This window comes from Shewanella sp. Actino-trap-3 (assembly GCF_002836275.1).
Classification (GTDB): Bacteria; Pseudomonadota; Gammaproteobacteria; order Enterobacterales; family Shewanellaceae; genus Shewanella; species Shewanella psychromarinicola.
Genome location: NZ_PJCE01000001.1, coordinates 4057414 through 4077305, shown reverse-complemented (window position 1 = coordinate 4077305; position 19892 = coordinate 4057414). Strand labels below are relative to the sequence as shown.

The 19892-nt window shown below is 40.8% G+C and carries 18 protein-coding genes; 6 read left to right on the top strand and 12 right to left on the bottom strand.

Going from position 1 to position 19892, the window contains the following annotated elements; translation table 11 throughout:
* Positions 1–101 precede the first annotated feature (101 nt).
* Positions 102–851, bottom strand: coding sequence for a ferredoxin--NADP reductase (locus CXF80_RS17740; RefSeq protein WP_101034241.1), 750 nt, complete (start codon positions 849–851; stop codon positions 102–104).
* A gap of 44 nt (positions 852–895) precedes the next feature.
* On the bottom strand, positions 896–1528 hold the full coding sequence (locus tag CXF80_RS17735) for a DUF5610 domain-containing protein (protein WP_101034240.1): 633 nt from the start codon (positions 1526–1528) through the stop codon (positions 896–898).
* A 410-nt stretch (positions 1529–1938) separates the two neighbouring features.
* Here CXF80_RS17735 and CXF80_RS17730 point away from each other — a divergent pair, with 410 nt between their 5' ends.
* Together CXF80_RS17730 and CXF80_RS17725 are read left to right on the top strand one after the other, a co-directional pair.
* Entirely contained in the window at positions 1939–3426 is a 1488-nt protein-coding gene (locus tag CXF80_RS17730; protein ID WP_101034239.1) for an FMN-binding glutamate synthase family protein, read from the top strand.
* A gap of 148 nt (positions 3427–3574) precedes the next feature.
* Positions 3575–3766 carry a hypothetical protein gene (locus CXF80_RS17725; RefSeq protein ID WP_101034238.1) on the top strand — a complete coding sequence of 64 codons (192 nt, stop codon included), beginning with the start codon at positions 3575–3577 and terminating at the stop codon, positions 3764–3766.
* Positions 3767–4020: 254 nt separating this feature from the next.
* Here the strand turns inward: CXF80_RS17725 and CXF80_RS17720 are convergent, their stop codons facing one another.
* Positions 4021–4236 carry a hypothetical protein gene (locus CXF80_RS17720; RefSeq protein WP_101034237.1) on the bottom strand — a complete coding sequence of 72 codons (216 nt, stop codon included), beginning with the start codon at positions 4234–4236 and terminating at the stop codon, positions 4021–4023.
* A gap of 557 nt (positions 4237–4793) precedes the next feature.
* Entirely contained in the window at positions 4794–6587 is a 1794-nt protein-coding gene (locus CXF80_RS17715) for an ABCB family ABC transporter ATP-binding protein/permease (RefSeq protein ID WP_101034236.1), read from the bottom strand.
* A gap of 351 nt (positions 6588–6938) precedes the next feature.
* On the opposite strand from CXF80_RS17715, the gene CXF80_RS17710 reads away from it, so the two are divergent.
* Positions 6939–7115 carry a hypothetical protein gene (locus CXF80_RS17710; RefSeq protein ID WP_101034235.1) on the top strand — a complete coding sequence of 59 codons (177 nt, stop codon included), beginning with the start codon at positions 6939–6941 and terminating at the stop codon, positions 7113–7115.
* Positions 7116–7157: 42 nt separating this feature from the next.
* Here the strand turns inward: CXF80_RS17710 and aroG are convergent, their stop codons facing one another.
* The 6 genes from aroG to nrfA form a co-directional block, all read right to left on the bottom strand.
* On the bottom strand, positions 7158–8213 hold the full coding sequence (aroG, locus tag CXF80_RS17705; RefSeq protein WP_101034234.1) for a 3-deoxy-7-phosphoheptulonate synthase AroG: 1056 nt from the start codon (positions 8211–8213) through the stop codon (positions 7158–7160).
* 1135 nt (positions 8214–9348) lie between these two features.
* Positions 9349–10569, bottom strand: a complete 1221-nt coding sequence (locus CXF80_RS17700; RefSeq protein ID WP_101034233.1) for a tetratricopeptide repeat protein — start codon at positions 10567–10569, stop codon at positions 9349–9351.
* A gap of 191 nt (positions 10570–10760) precedes the next feature.
* On the bottom strand, positions 10761–11102 hold the full coding sequence (locus CXF80_RS17695; RefSeq protein ID WP_232772233.1) for a hypothetical protein: 342 nt from the start codon (positions 11100–11102) through the stop codon (positions 10761–10763).
* A 168-nt stretch (positions 11103–11270) separates the two neighbouring features.
* The gene (locus CXF80_RS17690) at positions 11271–12521 is read right to left on the bottom strand and encodes an ammonium transporter (protein WP_101034232.1); all 1251 of its coding nucleotides are present in this window, start codon (positions 12519–12521) and stop codon (positions 11271–11273) included.
* Positions 12522–12531: 10 nt separating this feature from the next.
* Entirely contained in the window at positions 12532–12870 is a 339-nt protein-coding gene (glnK, locus tag CXF80_RS17685) for a P-II family nitrogen regulator (RefSeq protein ID WP_011636110.1), read from the bottom strand.
* Between the two features lie 334 nt (positions 12871–13204).
* Positions 13205–14593 (bottom strand): ammonia-forming nitrite reductase cytochrome c552 subunit, encoded by a 1389-nt coding sequence (gene nrfA / locus CXF80_RS17680; RefSeq protein WP_101034231.1) that lies wholly within the window; start codon positions 14591–14593, stop codon positions 13205–13207.
* A 283-nt stretch (positions 14594–14876) separates the two neighbouring features.
* Here nrfA and narQ point away from each other — a divergent pair, with 283 nt between their 5' ends.
* The gene (gene narQ, locus CXF80_RS17675) at positions 14877–16592 is read left to right on the top strand and encodes a nitrate/nitrite two-component system sensor histidine kinase NarQ (protein ID WP_101034230.1); all 1716 of its coding nucleotides are present in this window, start codon (positions 14877–14879) and stop codon (positions 16590–16592) included.
* Complete coding sequence (locus CXF80_RS17670) at positions 16585–17214, top strand: response regulator (protein ID WP_101034229.1); 630 nt, start codon at positions 16585–16587, stop codon at positions 17212–17214. Before narQ ends, CXF80_RS17670 begins: the two co-directional genes overlap by 8 nt.
* A gap of 54 nt (positions 17215–17268) precedes the next feature.
* Here the strand turns inward: CXF80_RS17670 and CXF80_RS17665 are convergent, their stop codons facing one another.
* Positions 17269–17640: a YacL family protein gene (locus CXF80_RS17665; protein WP_101034228.1), complete on the bottom strand. Its 372-nt coding sequence runs from the start codon at positions 17638–17640 to the stop codon at positions 17269–17271.
* Between the two features lie 200 nt (positions 17641–17840).
* Here CXF80_RS17665 and CXF80_RS17660 point away from each other — a divergent pair, with 200 nt between their 5' ends.
* A complete protein-coding gene (locus CXF80_RS17660) occupies positions 17841–18806 on the top strand; it encodes a zinc transporter ZntB (RefSeq protein WP_101034227.1) in 966 nt (321 codons plus the stop codon).
* Between the two features lie 315 nt (positions 18807–19121).
* On the opposite strand, the gene fkpA is transcribed toward CXF80_RS17660, so the two are convergent.
* Positions 19122–19874 carry an FKBP-type peptidyl-prolyl cis-trans isomerase gene (gene fkpA / locus CXF80_RS17655; RefSeq protein ID WP_101034226.1) on the bottom strand — a complete coding sequence of 251 codons (753 nt, stop codon included), beginning with the start codon at positions 19872–19874 and terminating at the stop codon, positions 19122–19124.
* Between the last annotated feature and the right edge of the window lie 18 nt (positions 19875–19892).

Below are 19892 nucleotides of genomic sequence, written 5' to 3'. Positions count from 1 at the left end.
CGGGATAGTGAATTTTTAAGCGGGGGAAAGAATGCCCACACAAATCAGTAAACACTGATGAGGATCTACCATCACGGCATTAGTGTTTATGATTTATGATATTACCAATATTTTTCGACCGTTATTTGCCCAGGAGCACGTCGAAGATTTTTGGCTAATCCTTTATCTACTAGGGCTATTTGAGCGTCACTTATCATCCCTGGGTTACCACAGATCATCACTTGAGAATGTTCTGCATTAATCCCTAACCCCGCTTTTTGTTCAATTAATCCACTGCTAATGCCATCAGGAATGCGACACGATAACCCTTCAGGATAGTCTTCACGGGTCACAATCGGAATAAACACAAACTGCTGTGGATGTTGTTCAATAAACTGGTTAATGGTTGCTAAATAAGCTAAATCTTCAGCGAAACGGACACCATAAACTAATACGACTTTTTCAAAGCGTTGCCAAGGTTCTGCCGTTGCCAGCATAGAGATAAAAGGACCCACAGCGGTACCCGTAGCAAAGAACCATAAATGTTTGCCTTGCAATACGCCGTTAGGCACTTCATCTAAGGTCATAAATCCAGTCGCTTTGGGCGTCACTTCGATGGTGTCTCCCGGGTTTAATGCTTTTAGATCTGGAGATAATTGCCCATCCTCTACCGACACCGCCAGCACTTCGACATAATCCGTACCTGGAGAATTTACCAGTGAATACGCCCGCGCGACACGCTTTTCATCACGCATTTGGCTGAGCTTAATAAACTGACCTGCGATAAAAGGTTCGACATCGGCTTTGATGCGCAATGAGAATAATTTATCATTCCAATCAATGCGCTCAATTACCTTACCCGTTGTCCACATAGTCACTATCCTTATCGCTGAAAGCCTATCTTAATCATAAGAGACTAAGTAGCTTGAGTCACGCTTTGTGATCCATCTTTAGTCGACTTATCCTGTCTAAATTGCGCTAACCCTTGCTGTATCAGCTCATATGTTTTATCAACACCAGCAGCAATATCGCCCTCTAGTACTTTTAAACCAGACAAAATATCACTTGCCTCTTTAAAACCGTGATCGATTGCATCTCCAATTTTGAGCATAAAGCTGTCAACTTGTTCATCGAGCACCATAGATTGGTTTTGTTGTTGATGCACAGAGAAAAACGCTGTTGCAAAGCTAACAATACGATCAGCAGTTGCTTCTGGCGAGTAATCAACCCCACTCGCAAGGCTCTTTTGGACTGAGTTTTCTCCTCGCATTGGTGCAAGCTCTTCGTTAATGGCTTCAATCGCGGCGCGATAAAGTAATGCCATGGACTTGTCACCGGCAGCAATGCTCACTTCCTCTTGTGCTGCCAGAATGTTGTTATTCATTATTTGACGACTGAGTTGGCTCGCTGATATTTTGGTGGATAAGTTGACCGCTGAGCTAGCGTTATTGGAAGCGGCTTGAGTTGACGAAGTGGCGGCACGGGTTGAAGTGCTTTTACTTTCTAGTGCAGGGGTCGCATTAGTTGAAGCCGCATTGTTAACATCCATAATAATTTCTCATTTAGCATAATAGATAGCCTAAATATCGACCAAAAAATGAATCTCTGAAGTCATAATAGATAAATATAACGATTCATCTCATTCACCCCCTTACGATATTAATGGCGAACTAAAGGCCTATATTGCATAACGATAATGTAAAGGATAGCCCAAATAACAGCGTTAATGTGTACATTAGCAATACCCGCTAAATTGAAAAAGTAAGCTTCAACGCATCACAATCGCATCAATTAATGCCTTACTACTGCAAAAGAAAACCGTTTGATAACGAGGTCAAAAGTGTAACGATATAGTTACCTCGTATTGGTTATTGCTAATATGGCTAGTTAATAAGATTAATTTTATCATTATCACCCATACTGAGTCTCTCACACTGAATTTTAATTAAGGACAAAAATATGCTGCAACAACATTGGTTTATGTGGGGAATAGATATTTTTTCTGGTCTTTTATTAATGTTATTCTGGTTCTTGCTCATTGCGGTAATTTACATGTTTATCGCTGATAAACTGCAAACTAAACAAGCCATTCGGCATAACTACCCTGTCATCGGCCGTTTTAGGTATATTCTAGAAAAACAAGGCGAGTTTTTTAGACAATACTTTTTTGCCCAAGACCGCGAAGAGCTGCCATTTAATCGCGCCGAACGCAGTTGGGTATATCGCGCCGCTAAAAATGTTGACCGCACCATTGCGTTTGGTTCTACTCAGATCTTAGATAAACCGGGGGCAGTAATGTTCATGAACTCAGCATTCCCCATCAATGATCATGACACCCATAAAACCATCGCTGTCACCATTGGCCCCGATTGTAATCACCCTTACATAACCGAGAAAATTTGCCATATATCAGCAATGAGCTTTGGGGCATTATCTCGCCCAGCGATTACAGCACTATCCCATGGCGCAGCAAAAGCAGGCTGTTGGCTCAATACTGGCGAGGGAGGATTAAGCCCTTACCATCTAAAAGGTCATTGTGATTTAGTATTTCAAATAGGCACAGCTAAATACGGTGTCCGTAATGCTCAAGGCCATTTAGACGCACAAAAACTCACCGAAATTGCAGCGCATCCTGAAGTCAAAATGTTTGAAATTAAGTTAAGCCAAGGTGCTAAGCCCGGTAAAGGTGGTATTTTACCCGCCATAAAAGTGACTGAAGAAATTGCCATTATTCGCGGGATCCCAGCGGGACAAGACTCAATTAGCCCCAATGGACACATTGAATTAAACAACGTAGCTGACATTGTCGATATGATAAATCAGGTAAGAGATATTACCGGCAAACCAACAGGAATTAAGGCTGTGTTAGGCGATATGTCTTGGGTAACCGAATTCCTGGATGAAATTGAGCGCCGTGGTATTGAGCATGCACCAGACTTTTTTACCTTAGACAGTTCCGATGGCGGTACAGGCGCAGCGCCACAAGCTCTGATGGATAATGTGGGCTTACCACTACGACAGAGTTTACCGTTACTGGTTGATTTACTGAATGAACGCGGCTTTAAGCAACGCATTAAAATTATTGCTACGGGGAAAATGATCATGCCCTCATATGTGGCATGGGCATTAGCCACTGGTGCCGATTTTATTGCTTCCGCCCGTGGAAATATGTTTGCCTTAGGCTGTATTCAATCGCTGCAATGTAACAAAGACACTTGCCCCACTGGCATTACAACTCATAATACACGGCTACAAAAAGGCTTAGATCCTAAAGATAAATCGGTACGTGTCGCAAACTATAATCATTTTTTACACTATGATTTAATCATGATCGCACATTCATGCGGCGTAACAGATCCAAGATATTTAACCCGCCACCATGCTCGTATTGTGCAATCGTCTGGGGTCGCAGTCACTCTCGATAAACATTACCGACATATGCAATAGTGTAGGTCATGAACCCCAGTAAATTACAGGGCTCTAGTGCGCGGATTACTTTGCCGAAAATGAGAAAAGGTGTATAATATGCTTGATATTGATCACAATAAGTAGTCTTATTGTGATTTAAAGAGGCATCAATCCAGAGGGTTTCGTATTGAATATAAAAACGAATGCAGTAGATCTAAATGCAAAAAGCTTAAGTTTAAGCTGTAAAAACTGTAATCGAATGACAGAAATCGAAGGAGAATTAGTATGCTTTGAACAAGGAAAAATTAAACGTTTAACACTAGACCCTTCTCCAGCGGCACTGATAAAAATGGTGTGTATTAGTTGGCAGAAAAAGTAATCAATTGTTAATCAACAGTCGAATTAGTCATTACAGAAGCAACTTACTATATCCCGATCTTCTTCCAAGTGTTTTATCCGCCAAAAAACCTAACATTAGCGATTAAAGCCATAATGGCATCCCAAAAGATACACTGATATCAATTCATTAGCATCATAAGTCAGTGCAAATCGATATAACAGTATGAGTTGATTCGAGCGAGTTAAACAACAAAAGTGTGTCCTGCGTGTCATCATTTTGTTTAATTGGCTAGGTTATACAATACTCTTATCGAGATCACTATCCATCGCCTTAGCTAACGTCACGCCACGAGTCGTCACCCTTAAACCAGCACACAAATCGTTGTACACTATTTTAATTGCATCATCAGACATGTTACGCGTTTTTAGCATTGCCATAATAGCAAACCAATCTGTTGTCACTTGATGCCGGGTGCCTTCTAGCGCCGCAATTAACGCAATATTATGCACAAGTCATCTCCATACACGAATCTGCACCTTTAATAAAATCCAGTTGATTGAAAAACAATGTTATCTGAGATATATAACTCACGAGTAAGGCTATAGATTAACTGCGTTAATCACTATCGTCAAAAAATTCATTAGCCATAGATATAACAATTCGGTTTAAACACCATTCAGCGCTGTTAAAGTGTTCCATTATAGAGTGCTTACGCTATAAAAAGGTTTTTATTTATGCCCCACTTAACGACTTCGCTGGTGATAATTCTTACTCATGGTAAGAGAATGATAAACCCAAACGCCCGTTTTTACGCCACATCATCATATATACCTAAACGACCTTGAAATGGAGGAGCCAGCATATCAAGAAGTGACCGCGTTCAAGGTTCTAGGAATAGGCCTGCTAGAGCGACCTTCAGTCTGCTAGGTTCTAGAATTTAGCCGCACAGCGTACTGGCATCTAATCCTCTCGTTTTTAGCTTGTATAGGATCTAGCCCCGCTAGCGTACTAGCTTCTAATCCTCTCACTTTTAGTTTATATAACGCAGAAACATGTTTATCGACACTTAGCCCTTCGCCAGATTTTCTTGTTCATTTTGAATATGCCAAAGCCGAGCATAAAGACCCTGCTGAGCTAATAAACTAGTATGAGTGCCATGCTCAACAATATTACCTTTACTCAATACGACTATTTGGTCTGCATCAATAATGGTCGATAAACGATGGGCTACGACTAAACTTGTGTGACCTTTTGCAGCATCTCGCAAGGCACTTAAAATAGCTTGCTCTGAGCGTGAGTCTAATGAAGACGTGGCTTCATCAAACACTAAAATAGGCGCACCTTTCAACACAGCACGAGCAATAGCAACACGTTGTTTTTCGCCGCCGGAAAGCTTTAATCCACGCTCACCGACCTTGGTATTGCCTTTATCTGGCAATGATTCAATAAAGTCGCTCAAATGAGCCAATTTAATCGCCGCGATAATCTCATCACGGGAAGCATCTGCACGGCCATAGCGAATATTCTCATAAATAGAATCGTTAAATAATACCGTATCTTGCGGTACTACTGCGATTGCTCTGCGTAAAGCTTGCTGGCTAAACTGACGCACATCAATACCATCTATAGTGATCGAACCACTGGCAACATCATAAAAGCGAAATAACAATTTAATGATAGTGGATTTACCTGCGCCACTGTCGCCCACTACGGCAATTTTTTTCCCTGCTGGCACCTCAAAACTGACACTTTTTAAAATGGCTCGTTGATCGTAATGAAAGCTCACATCAGTGAACTTTATCGCTCCAATGGTTGGGCTAATTTCTATCGCATCAACCTGATCTAATACTTGTGGTTGTTTGGCTAAAATATCAAACATGCGTTCAATATTGGCTAATGCACCGCGGATCTCACGATAAACAAACCCTAAAAAATTTAACGGAATAAATAACTGCATCATAAACGCATTAATTAATACAAAATCACCAATAGTCATGGAATCTTGGCTCACTTCATAGGCCGCCAACCCCATCATGGCAGTCATAGCAACGGCAATAATTAACGCTTGGCCACCATTAAGCGCAAATAACGATAAACGGTTTTTGCGCTTTGCCACTTCCCATTGCTCAAGCGCAGAGTCATATCGTTGCGACTCAAATTCTTCGTTATTAAAATATTTTACGGTTTCATAATTTAATAAGCTATCCACTGAACGAGTATTTGCCAGCGAGTCGGCTCTAGCGGCATCGCGCACATAACCTGTACGCCATTCTGTCGCCACGACGGAATAACCAATGTAGGTCACAACAGAGAAGAAGGTGATCAGCGCAAAACTCGCGCCATAGTTATAAAAGAAAATACCAATAACTAAGACAATTTCAAGCAGTGTAGGAACGATATTAAACACCATAAAGCGCATTAAAAAACTGACACCACTGGTGCCACGTTCAATGTCACGCGACAGACCGCCGGTACGGCGATCTAAGTGAAAATCAAGATCGAGTCGATGTAAATGTTCAAAAACCGACCGTCCAAGGCGACGAATAGCACGTTCGGTAACCCGACCAAATAAGGTATCGCGTACCTCACCAATAATGACATTGAGCAAGCGAACCGCACCGTAGGCTAACACCAAACCAACAGGGACGGCGATTAGCTGCGTCGCTGATTGTTTATCGAGCGTATCGACTAAGTCTTTAAGGATAAATGGCAATCCAACACTCGCTATTTTAGCAACGATGAGGCAAATCATCGCCAGCAATACTCGCCCTTTAAATTCTAATAAATATGGCCATAACAATCGTAAAACTTGCCAATTTAACGTCCCTACCGGGCCTTCAAAATACGCAGAAGGTCTCATCTTTACTCCAGTTAATTACCGCTGTTATTGGCAGTGTTACGAATGGTAAACATTGATTGTCTTATTATATGCCATTTCCTTATCAGACTTACGTCACATTATAATGGAATGGATATTATCAAATTTTATTGATGTTAATCTTTTTAACGTCAAGTTTAGTAATACTTAAGGCTTACTAAAAATAGATTCTTATTAGCCAAAGATATAATTTTTTGGTTTATTTGTGTTTTTTTGTGCTTTTTTAAGCTAAATAGAGTTATTTCTGTAAGCATAATTTGCTACTCTTCGAGTACAAATAAAGGCCTGTTTGATGATTAACAGACAAAGATTTACTAACTTAAAGGATGCTTTATGTTGGATAACACAAAAATTCAGTACCCTCCATTACAACTAATACAAACATGGGTATGGATGATGATTGAATCTGATAACCCTGAACTGCAAGACAAAGGCCGTAATAATCTTATCTCGGCCTTTGGTAATCTAGCAAAGGCCAATGAATATCTCGTTGAATATACAAAAAAATAAGGCGCTCATTGCGCCTTATTTTTTGAGTGATTTTGCCAAAGACTATGCTTGACGACGGTCTAGTACACTTTGATTTAGGGTCGCTAAAAGCGACTCGGTGTCATCCCAACCGATACAAGCATCTGTAACACTTTGTCCATAACACAATGCACTGCCTTCAATTAAATCTTGGCTTCCTTCGACTAAATGACTTTCAACCATAACCCCAAATATAGCCTGATTACCTTGAGATATTTGACCGGCAACATCCTTTGCTACCACCATCTGTTTTTTATAATCTTTGCTGCTATTGGCATGGCTAAAATCAATCATAATATTATCAACCAATCCTGACTTAGTCAGCTGATTAGCAATCTCTGAAACATGCTCAGCACTATAGTTTGGGGCGCGTCCACCACGAAGAATAATATGACAATCAGGATTGCCTTTGGTCGATACAATCGCTGAATGACCAAACTTAGTCACCGACAAAAAATGATGCGGAGCATTGGCTGCACCTATCGCATCAATAGCCACTTTAATGGTGCCGTCGGTACCATTTTTAAATCCAACAGGACAAGACAGCCCCGATGATAGCTCTCGGTGTACTTGCGACTCAGTGGTGCGAGCCCCAATAGCGCCCCAACACATCATATCGGCCACATACTGAGGCGTGATCATATCTAAAAACTCACCTGCAGTTGGTATTCCAGAGTCATTTAAATCGACTAATAATTTGCGCGCAGTGCGTAAGCCATCATTTAGTTGAAAACTATTATCCATATACGGATCATTAATTAAGCCTTTCCAGCCCACGGTTGTTCTCGGCTTTTCAAAATACACCCGCATCACGATTTCAAGCTGATCTATATACTGTTCACGTAACTTAACCAAGCGTTGACCATATTCTAAAGCCGCAACAGGATCATGGATTGAACAAGGACCAATCACCACCAACAGACGATCATCTTTACGGGCTAAAATGTTATGAATACTGTTGCGTGCATTGAAAACGGTTGCTGATGCATTTTCGGTTGCCGGAAATCGCTCTAGAATCGCAATAGGAGGAAGCAATTGTTTTATTTCATCAATACGAATATCGTCAGTTTGGTAATGCATAGTGGTTACAGCTCCGGCAAAACATTTTATTTATCTGATCCATTAAAAGGTAAATCAGATGATACGATTCATTAAAAATGATCAAAAACCATCGAAAAAAATGAACATGAATCTCCAATTTAACCAGTATTTATCGACAAATCAATCAAGTATTATTCATCGATACCGATAAAAGATGCTGTAGCAAGTCACGGGCAATACGGTAATAGGAAGTAATAGCGAATGAGACACAGTACCCCGATGTAAACTGAGTATTAAATAAGCCTATTTATAGATTTTTAGTAACCAATAACACTACCAATAACACTACCAATAACACTGCCAATAACACTGCCAATAAGCAGTATTATGAAAAGACACACTCATGATATTTATATGCTTTACCTTGGTTATTAACCTCATTCAACTCAACACAAACAAGATGAACCATTTAATACTCAGCTCGTTATCCAGAAGATAATCACTGATTGAAAAAATAAAAACACCCATTACATTCAGCAAGTTACCATGGACATCAACCCCTCAGTGGCCGCTTCCATTGAGCCTAACGAAGGTTAACACCCATTAGTCGAATTTAACTCGTTGAGTGACAGTGGAACATGGGTTCCGGGCATCGGAAGATTTAGTTTATGCCGATAATATTAAATGACTATTTGATACCCAAAACTTGAGTGAATATCAAAAATAGCGCGTTCTGCTTATCAAGCATTAACTTCCATATTGAATAAATTAACGATCTTAATGCTTTATCTTTTTTAGGGTTTCAAAACTGAAAACAATACTTAGTCGATATGTTTAACGATTTGAGCAATGCCAATCCTCATATTAGTGAAATCACTGATCACAAAGCCAAGTGGTGAGGTTATTTAATCGTTACGTACATGAAATTATATAAGAAAAACAAATATTTGAATATTATCGCCATAAACTAAAATTAAAACTCGACACCCTTACCCCTGAGCAAAATGGCATTGTTCAACCCTGCCCAACCAACATTGTCTGTCATCAACCCATCATGACTAATCGAGTTGATAATGCCATTACGTCACCCAAGCAGTCATACCGCGACCTAAAAATACTCGAACTCGCATAACAAAAATAATGTTCAGCCACATCATTAAGCCCCTAAAAGGCATTAGTTCTGCTTCATTGCTTGCAGCTTAATTTGGTAGCGTTGTTTATTATTGGTGTCACTGAGTGCCAATGCACGTTTAAGATTTTTCTCAGCGAGTCGCTCCTCACCCGTTGCCCAATAAGCCCTAGACAAACCAAAATAAAACTCGTGCCGATAATCCGCTTTCTCAACAGCGCGCTTATACCATACGAGTGCATCTTGATATTGCTTATCAAAATACGCTTGTTGGGCCATGTCAAAATAATAAAATGGATTATTAATTCTCGCTAACTCAAGTACTTTATGCACTTCACGCCATTCCTCTAAACGACCTTGTTCACCTAAAATTAACGCTAAGTTATACAGTGTCGACAGATCTTGATCGTTAACGTGTAACGCCGAACGGTAGACATTTTCAGCCTCATCCTCATAGCCCTTATGTCGATAGATAACCGCCAGTGTATTAATCGCAGCAACAAATTGAGGGTCTAGCTGAATGCTTTTTTTAACCAACGCATAAGCCAAATCGTAATCGGCTTTCACCAACGCTTCGGCGGCGATATTGTTATAGAACATTGCCGTTAATTGATGCTTATTGACTCTTTTTTTATGGTAAGCACGAACAGAGCGTTCAGGCAAAAAGTCCACTAGCATTTCAGATCTGCTAAATAGCACAATGTTGCTATTAACCGGAGGTAACAAACTTAAATTCACATGACCGTTAACTAAATAGAAACCACCGCGCCTATCCCAAATAGGTTCAACATCAATATCATGAAATTCAACCGGCACATTTAATACATCCGCTAATGCAGCCGACAACACAACTAAAGACATGCAATTACCTTGGCGGCTGAGTACCGTTTCAGCGGCTGTGCGGGTAAAATGGTCTCGATATTCAAAGCCACCATTTTGTGCACCGATATACTGAGCCAACCACTCATTGGCCATCACACCTTGGCTACGGATAGTATTATCGGCTTGAAATTGTCGCCTGAGCTGTGTCACAAAATTTACTGGCAATCGATAAATATCGTCAACAGTCACAACGTCAACAGGTGTGAACAGTTCATCATGAAACAAGTTATCAATATCAATTTGGTTGACCGACGATGGGGCTGATTGGCAGGCACTCAAACTAAAAAACACAACCAAAAACAAGATATTAACCCACGTAGGTAATAAATCATCACCATAATGCGGGGGATCAATCTCTATTCCTTTTGAGTGATAAGTGAACATAATTCAGCCCTTAGATAGAAATAAGCTATCTAAAAGTATAGTCAACAGATGACCTCTCGGTCAAAAAGAACCGTCACAAGGTTGTAACGACTTATTAACCAACCGCTATTGGGATAATAAACGCTTATCAAACAGGTGAAGTATTCGAACTCTCCCCTCTTTGCCCCCTCTATTAATCCCAGTGGGATTAACTATTGAGATGGGCCATCACTCATAGGCGGATCAATTTGTATATAAACGGGTTTATCTTGGTATTGGTAGGGACGATAAGATTGCAGGCCACAGCTAAAGTGGTCAAAGGGTAACGTCACGGCGACACAACCCAGGGGTAATGATTGCAAAATGTTAATTTGCTGTTGCTGCCTTAACAATTCTTGCCATTGATGCTGTTGTAACACCAAATCGCGAACCGCAAATGCATCGAAGGCTTGTGATGACGGACGCACCACAACGGTGCCAGAGTAGCTATTGGCACTTAATAACACGGCTCCAGCTAACAGACAAATCATCCATGGCTTCATTAATAATGTCATCACTCTTGTTATCCCAAAATGGCTACCTCATAACGCTAGCACATTGTCTCAGCTTCCCCAACAAAGCTTGATAACCTCTTTATTCTGGTGCATAAAAAAACAGAATCCTAATGTTAGGATTCTGTTCTAGGGTTATGTTTTATAATACGAATAAAGCGTATTAATCACTTAACCAGCGGTTTTAACACTAACAAACTCAGGGTAAGCATCTACACCACAGTCAGAAGCATCCATACCGTTATACTCTTCTTCTTCTGTTACGCGGATACCCATGGTCATTTTAATCACAAACCAAACAACAAGAGATGCTGAGAATACCCAAGCGAAGATAATCGCGGCCCCGTATAGCTGGCTACCAAAACTCGCGTCTGCATTTGATAATGGCACCAGCATTAATCCTAGGAAACCAGCAACACCGTGCACCGAGATAGCACCAACAGGGTCGTCAATTTTAACACGGTCAAAAGCGATGACCGAGAAGATAACCACAGCACCAGCAACCAAGCCAATCACACCAGCCATTAACAATGACGGCGATAATGGGTCAGCTGTAATCGCCACTAACCCGGCTAACGCACCGTTTAAAATCATGGTCAAGTCTGCTTTACCCCATACCACTTTACACACGATAAGTGCTGAGATGGCACCAAATGCAGCAGCGGAGTTGGTGTTGACAAAGATTTTAGCAACTGCACTGGCGTTTTCTGCATCTGAAACTAATAGTTGCGAGCCACCGTTAAAGCCAAACCAACCCATCCATAAAATAAACATACCTAAGGTAGCCATAGGCAAGTTTGAACCAGGGATTGGATGAATTTGACCATCTTCACCGTATTTACCTTTACGAGCGCCAAGCAGCAACACACCAGAGATGGCTGCGGCAGCACCCGCCATATGCACAATGCCACTACCAGCAAAATCAACAAAGCCAGCTTCAGAGAGAAAACCACCGCCCCATGTCCAATACCCTTCAACAGGATAAATAACCGCGGTCATTACCACTGAAAAAGTAAGGAATGACCACAGCTTCATCCGCTCAGCAACCGCACCAGACACAATTGACATTGCTGTGGCAACAAACACCACTTGGAAGAAAAAGTCAGATTCAAGAGCATGATCCGCACCTTCAGCTTGCGTGCCTATTAGTGCGCCAAAAGAAGGAATAAAGCCACCTTCAACATTATTTACATACATAATGTTATAGCCAACTAATAGAAACATGACACACGCAATGGAGTATAAACACACGTTTTTAGTTAAAATTTCAGTGGTGTTTTTTGAGCGAACTAAGCCAGCTTCTAACATGGCAAAACCCGCTGCCATCCACATCACAAATGCGCCTGAAATAAGAAAATAAAATGTATCTAGTGCAAAACGTAATTCAGTTACCGTCAGCCCTAATTGAGTTAATTCTTCCATCACCGCCCCCTTATAATGCTTCGTTATCAAGTTCACCCGTACGGATACGGATCGCTTGTTCTAAATCAGTTACAAATATTTTACCATCACCAATTTTGCCGGTATGAGCGGCACTGGTAATCGCTTCAATAAGCATGTCCAAGTTTTCATCCTTGGTGGCAATTTCTAATTTTACTTTTGGTAAAAAGTCTACTTGATACTCTGCCCCACGATAAAGTTCTGTGTGACCTTTTTGACGTCCAAAGCCTTTTACCTCAGTTACAGTCATACCCTCAATGCCCATGCCTGCAATAGCTTCACGGACATCATCCAATTTAAATGGCTTGATGATAGCGCTGACGAGTTTCATCTCGACCTCCAAAAGTGTGAAAAAAAATGGTTGTTGTTTTGTTGAATGAGTTAATTCAATCATTAGGCCACTTTTTCAACAGTCTGTTATATATGGTTTTTATTTTATTTTGTATTTTATTTGTTAACAGAACAGCACCAATCGAGTGCACAGAAAACAGCGCCGCATTGTTTTGGTGCAACGATTAACCCACCATTAATGCCACATAACAGCAATCGATTGATCAGCGACTTCTACGCCAAACACATAAAAAAACAGCCCTCAAATGAGGGCTGTTTGCTATATTGCTTCAGGTTTTACATGAGGTGAGCGTTAATGCTCACCGTAAAACTTATTAGTAAGTCGCTTCACGCTTTTTAGCTTCTTCTTTCCACTGAGGAACCAGTGTTTTCTTAAACTCAGCTTTTTCAGCATTCATGGTTTTCATGTTCATACCTAAAGCGGCTTGTGCTTTTGCTTTAGTTGAAGTGTCAGGGTAAGCAATTGGTTGCTTAACACCTTTAGCACCTAATAGCTGAGCCAATTTAACACGAGCATCAGCAGCTTTATCCAATGAAGTTCCTAGAATACGTAATACTTCAGCAGGAGCATGTGATGATGCACCATGAGATGCAGTCGCATAATCCCAACGCCATTGTGAGTGACGAATATCCATTAAGATTGGCTTCATTTCAACTTCAGTTGCACCCGCATCCCACGCAGCTTTAGCTTCAAAGTGAGCTTTAACTAGTTGAGTTTCAACACGTGCTTTTAAGTCTTGTGCTTTGTGTTTGCTTTCTTCAACTTGCTTAACCATAAACTCTTTGCTTTGGCTATGACACGTTGCACAGGTTTCTTCAAAGCGGTCAAATGGGTTACCCACTTTATGATCGGTATACTTACGGCCTTTGTCGTTAGTCACTTTAGGCATATGACAATCAACACAACTCACGTTATTTTGACCGTGCACGCCCATTTTCCAAGTTTCATAACCAGGATGCTGCGCTTTTAGCATTGGAGTTTTAGACACGGCATGAGTCCAATCAGAGAACTCCATGCTGTCGTAATACACTTCCATTTGCTCAACAGTCGTCCCCATATCCCAAGGGAATTTAACAAAACCAGGACGTTCTGCGGTTTTCTCGAAATAGTATTCTACGTGACATTGAGCACATACCATTGATTGCTTGTCTTTACGAGAAGCTTTATCAAATGGAGTATTCAATGTATCCATTGCGCGAGCCGCAAACGGACGTGACATGCGCAACTTTGAAGAACCTTTTTCATGACAATCGGCACAACCAAGAACATTAACGATTTCTGGTCCGCCTTTAGCCCACTTACCACTGAAATAACCATCTTCACCTTGCTCTTCAATCACCCGAGGTACATCAGGGCTTTTACAGCTCCAACACGCCATTGGCATTGGACCATCTTGAGCATTTTTTGGCGCACCGGTACGTAATGAGTTAGTTACGTCAGTAACCGCATACATATGACCACGTGGTGCATTGTAATCTTTAGCGAAGCCGTAACCTGCCCATAATACAACTAGGCTAGGTACTTTTTCTAACATATCAACAACTTCTTTGCTTTCCTCAGTAGCATGCCAGCTGTCATATTGCTTTGAAAATTTATCTTTATAAACCTCATTACGCGGTTCGGTTTTATCACTCGCCATTGCGCCTGCAGCCATAAAACTGGCTGCAATCACAGCACCCAGTGCAATTGATTTTACATTCATCTTCATCACCCTTTATCTCCGTGTTACATTATATTTAATTTAATAATCACGACATCTCCAAGGTCAAAGTTAGCTATTTAATTCAACTTTAAATATACCCCTTATGGGGTATAGCGATGAAAGTTTGCGCCAGATCAACATGTAAACAGGATGTATTTCACAGTTTTGTAAACTTGTTAATGTTATCAACCCATACCTAATGTAGAACACACTATTGGACACGATATAAAACAATACTTTTGGCTTATTTCTAATCACTAATCACTATCAACAACAGGATTTTATGTTTACTCGTGGCAGCCTTACCTCCACCATTTTAAGCTTAATGCTTATGTTAATTTTGTTGTCATCAAGCTTAGCGGTATTTTCTATCGTCAATTTAACCTTCAGTTTAGGCGATGCCAAAGGGATTAATGCCTCGGGATCACTGCGAATGCAAAGTTACCGGCTCTTGTTGTATACCAATGCGGGCAGTCATAATACCGATAAAAAAATTACTGAATTTGAAAACACACTTAACTCTGAAGCACTTAAACGTTCCTTTGCTTGGTATAGCCCTGAAGAACTCAGAAACCAATACTTGGTGGTTATCGACAAGTGGCAAGTAATGAAGGTCTATATAGAACAAGGGAATACACAGCTTTACTCTAATTCATTGACCGACTTTGTCGACACCATTAACACCTTAGTATTTAAGATGGAACAGTTCGCGGCCTTTAAACTTAAGTTATTGGTTATTGGACAGATTATCGGCTTATCCATTTTGTTAGTTATCGCTTTCTTTGCTGTAGTGTTCACTCGTAAACGCGTTGTTAAACCTTTGCAATTATTAATGGACAGCGCCGCAACGATTTCTAAAGGTAACTTCAACGTTGAAATGCCTAAAACGGGTTATATTGAGCTGACGGCTCTAGGTAACGCATTGCAGAAAACGGCGGCTGAATTAGCCAGCTTATATGAGGATTTAGAAGACCAAGTAACTGAGAAAACCTTGGCATTAACCCGAGCAAATAACGAGTTAAAGTTTTTATACGACAACCTCGTAATGCTACATGCCGATAAACTTGACTATAAAGCATTACAATCTGCAATCAACCAACTCAAATATTATGAAGACTTAACCTATCTCAGATTAATCGTTGAACATGATGACGGCTCTGAAGATGTCATTGAAGCAGAAGGCGGTTGGCCGAAAGAGTTGCAAGCTGAATCGGTACATTTTCCGCTATTGATAGAAAAGACACAGTTGGGCTATTTAGATGTCATTTCTAACCGACCATTAAACCAATTATTGTTTGAAAACTTTGCCATGATGTTAACGCGCTCCATTACCATCCATAATGCAAGTGAGCAACGCCAACAACTGGCGCTATTAGAAGAGCGAGCGGTCATCGCAAGGGAATTACATGATTCTATTGGGCAATTATTATCATTTTTGAAAATTCAAGTCAGTTTATTACGTAAAAGCCTTGGTAATAGTTGTCGTAGCCCTGAAGTAGAAAGCCAGTTGATGGAAATCAATGAAGGTGTCAGTACTGCTTATGTACAATTACGTGAGCTGTTATCCACCTTTAGGTTAACCATTAAAGAGCCTAATTTAAGTCAAGCGATTGAAGTTATGTTGGAGCAATTACGTCATCAAACCAATATCGATATCCAGTTGAACTACACACTATCAGCACATTTACTTGAAGCTAAACAACACATTCATATCTTGCAATTAATTCGTGAAGCGACATTAAATGCAATAAAACACGCAAAGCCTGCCCATATAGTGGTAGATTGTCAGTTGACTGAGAATGGCATGATTACTATTTCAATTTGTGATGATGGTATTGGCGTGACACATTTAGCAGAACGAGACCAACATTTTGGTATTGGTATCATGCATGAACGCGCCAACAAACTGAATGGTATCGTTTCGTTCAATAGTAATCCGCTTGGCGGCACTACTGTCACGCTGAGTTTCCCCCCTCAACAGGAGCCTTTAAATGGGTAAGCCGTATTCCGTACTTGTTGTCGATGATCATCCATTATTACGTCGTGGTATTTGCCAATTAATCACCTCCGACAGCGACTTTTCGCTTTTTGGTGAAACAGGCACAGGCATAGAAGCTCTTACAGCCGTAGCCGAAAATGAACCCGATATTATTTTGCTCGATTTGAATATGAAAGGTATGTCTGGCCTTGATACTCTTAACGCTATGCGTCAAGAGGGAGTGACAGCAAGAATTGTCATTTTAACCGTATCCGATGCAAAACAAGATGTCATTCGATTATTGCGCGCGGGTGCTGATGGTTATTTGCTCAAAGACACTGAGCCTGATTTACTATTAGAGCAACTTAAAAAAGCCATGCTGGGTCACAGAGTCATTAGTGATGAAGTCGAGGCTTATATTTATGAGTTAAAAAACACCATTGACGATAATAGCTGGATAGAAAATTTAACCCCTCGTGAATTGCAAATATTACAGGAACTAGCCGAAGGTAAAAGTAATCGAATGATCTCTGATGATTTACACATCAGCGAAGGGACGGTCAAAGTTCACGTGAAGAATTTACTGCGTAAAGCGAATGCGAAATCACGCACTGAAATGGCTGTACGCTACCTTAATAATTAGCGCGTTAACAACCAAGTTCATACTCAACAAGGCCACTTCAATGTGGTTTTGTTGTTATTTATCGTTAATAAACGCTAACCAACTTTGCAGTACTGACTCAAAGTCTTCCAAACCACAATAAGACTCAGACTCGGCATCATATAAGTTCATAGCATCTTCGAGTTGGTATTTTTCATCAAAATCAATCACATTGGCAAAGACTCTAACCTGCTCAGTGTCGATGTCGATGGTTAAATCCCCACTGATATCTCGCCAATGAGTGAGAGTCCCTTTTTTAATGGCCGCTATTTGGCTAAGAATATAATTAGCTTTGCGATTATCATCACCGAGTTGTTCAGCAAACCATCGGCCTAGCACCTCGTGATCCATACTAAATTCAGCAAAGAAATTGCCTTCTAGGCGGTTACGACGAAACTGATATTCCATACTAGTACTCTTTTGTTAGCATTTTTTCTATTTTAACCGATGATTAGCCACTCTGCTGATCGTTAACTGATCAAATCGTGTATTTGATGGTTAAATGTTCGATAAATAAAGAATGTCATTCTACAAGCTCGTTTAAAACTTGGGCATGATTAAAAAGTAGCGTAAATTATTGCGATAGTGGTCACATGGAATCTCTGATAATGAATAATGGTTTTATATACAGTTTGTTGCTTACAGGGCCAAATGCTGGCCAGTCACTTACCATTGAACAAATAGCACAATGGCAGCCCACTGATGGGCTTTTGTGGCTACATCTTCGCTATCGTGAACCTAAAGCTCGTCAATGGCTCCTCAACTCTGGCTTAGATAGAGTTGAGATGGATACCCTACTAGCAACCGATACTCGTCCACGAGTATTAAGCTCAGAAAAAGGTATATTACTAGCATTGCGTGGGGTTAATTTAAACCCTGGGTCCGATCCTGAAGACATGGTTGCGGTGAGGATTTACGCAGAAGAATACAAAATCATTTCGACCTGCGAGCGTCAATTACAATCGGTGATTGATGTTGCTGATGCGATTACTCAAGGCAAAGGCCCCATTGATAGTGCGGCGTTTATTATGGCCATTTGTGAGCGGCTGACGCAGCGTAAAGTGGAGTTTATTGGCAAGCTTGAAGAACAGCTTGATGAATTAGAAGAACGGGTTGTCACTCAAGTGAACAAAACCTTGCGTACCGACATTGCTGAGCTGCGCAGGCAAACGGTAGTGTTAAGACGCTACTTAGCACCTCAGCGTGAAGCATTTTATCGTATGCTACAAGAAGCCAGTGAACTGTTTGACCATAATGACAAGGTCCGCTTGCGAGAAATTCACGAAACCCTGATTCGGGTCATTGAAGACCTTGATGCGATACGAGATCGTGCCAGTGTCACCCAAGAAGAACTGCAATCGCAACAATCAGAACAAGTGAACCAAAGACTGTATTTTTTATCGTTGATTTCGGCGGTGTTTTTACCATTAGGGTTTTTAACTGGGTTATTGGGCGTCAATATTGGCGGCATTCCTGGGGCTGAATCTAACTGGGCTTTTGCTGCATTCTGTGGCGGGTTGTTTGCGCTGATTGGCTTGCAAATGTACTTATTCTACCGCTTGAAATGGCTATAATCAGTGAGTCATCGCCCTTTTTATTCATAACGCACCACGGAACCGCAATAAAGCACTCGCGGGATGAGGCCAGGTGATCTTTATAAGATGATCGACAAGGTCAAGCTAATGGCAATACCATTATTAGCTCGGTATAGCGAATGTAGCAAACCACCTAAGGTTGAGTCATGTCAAAAGGCTAAGTGAATCATTTATCCTGAGCCAAGATGAAAGGTTAAAGGTTAAACACACTACATTGTAAACAAAAAAAGGACGCCGGAGCGTCCTTTTTGATATCCATATTTTAATCACTGAGTGACGGTAACATAGACGATATTACTTGGTTTCTGTTGCTGCAGGCATTTTTTCTACTGAGATTAATTCAACTTCAAAAACCAGTGTTGAATTAGCAGGAATAGTGCCTGTATCACGTTCGCCGTAAGCTAATTCTGATGGGATAACAAACTTATACTTAGCGCCTACAGGCATTAACTGTAAACCTTCAGTCCAACCAGGGATAACACGGTTTAGTGGGAATTTAGCCGTTTCGCCGCGAGCATAAGAGCTATCAAACTCGGTACCATCGACTAATGTACCACGGTAGTGCACTTCAACAGAGTCTTCTGCTGCAGGTTTGTCGCCGCTACCGGCTTCTAATACTTCATACTGCAAACCAGATTCAGTTGTGGTCACACCTTCTTTCGCTTTGTTGTCTTCTAAGAACTTTTTGCCTTCAGCAATCGATTTAGCGGCTAACGCTTCTGCTTGCTCTAAACGCTTGTCGTTTAATTTTTTGTCTAGGTTTTCTAATACAGTCTTCATTTCTTCTTCAGTTAACTGCATTTCTTCGCCTAAGCCATCGCTAAAGCCTTTAATCACCATGGTGCGGTCAACAGCAAAACCTAATTCTTCTTGCTCTTTAATGTGGCCCGACATGTATTTACCGATTGAACCACCAACACTATATGCTTCTTTCTGAACATCAGTTGTTAGCTCAACTTTCTTTTGGGCAACGTCTTGTGGTTGATTACACGCAGTAAGGCCTACAACGGCTAATGCAACTAACGATAATTTGTAAATAGATTTCATTAAAGCTTCCTCAGCATC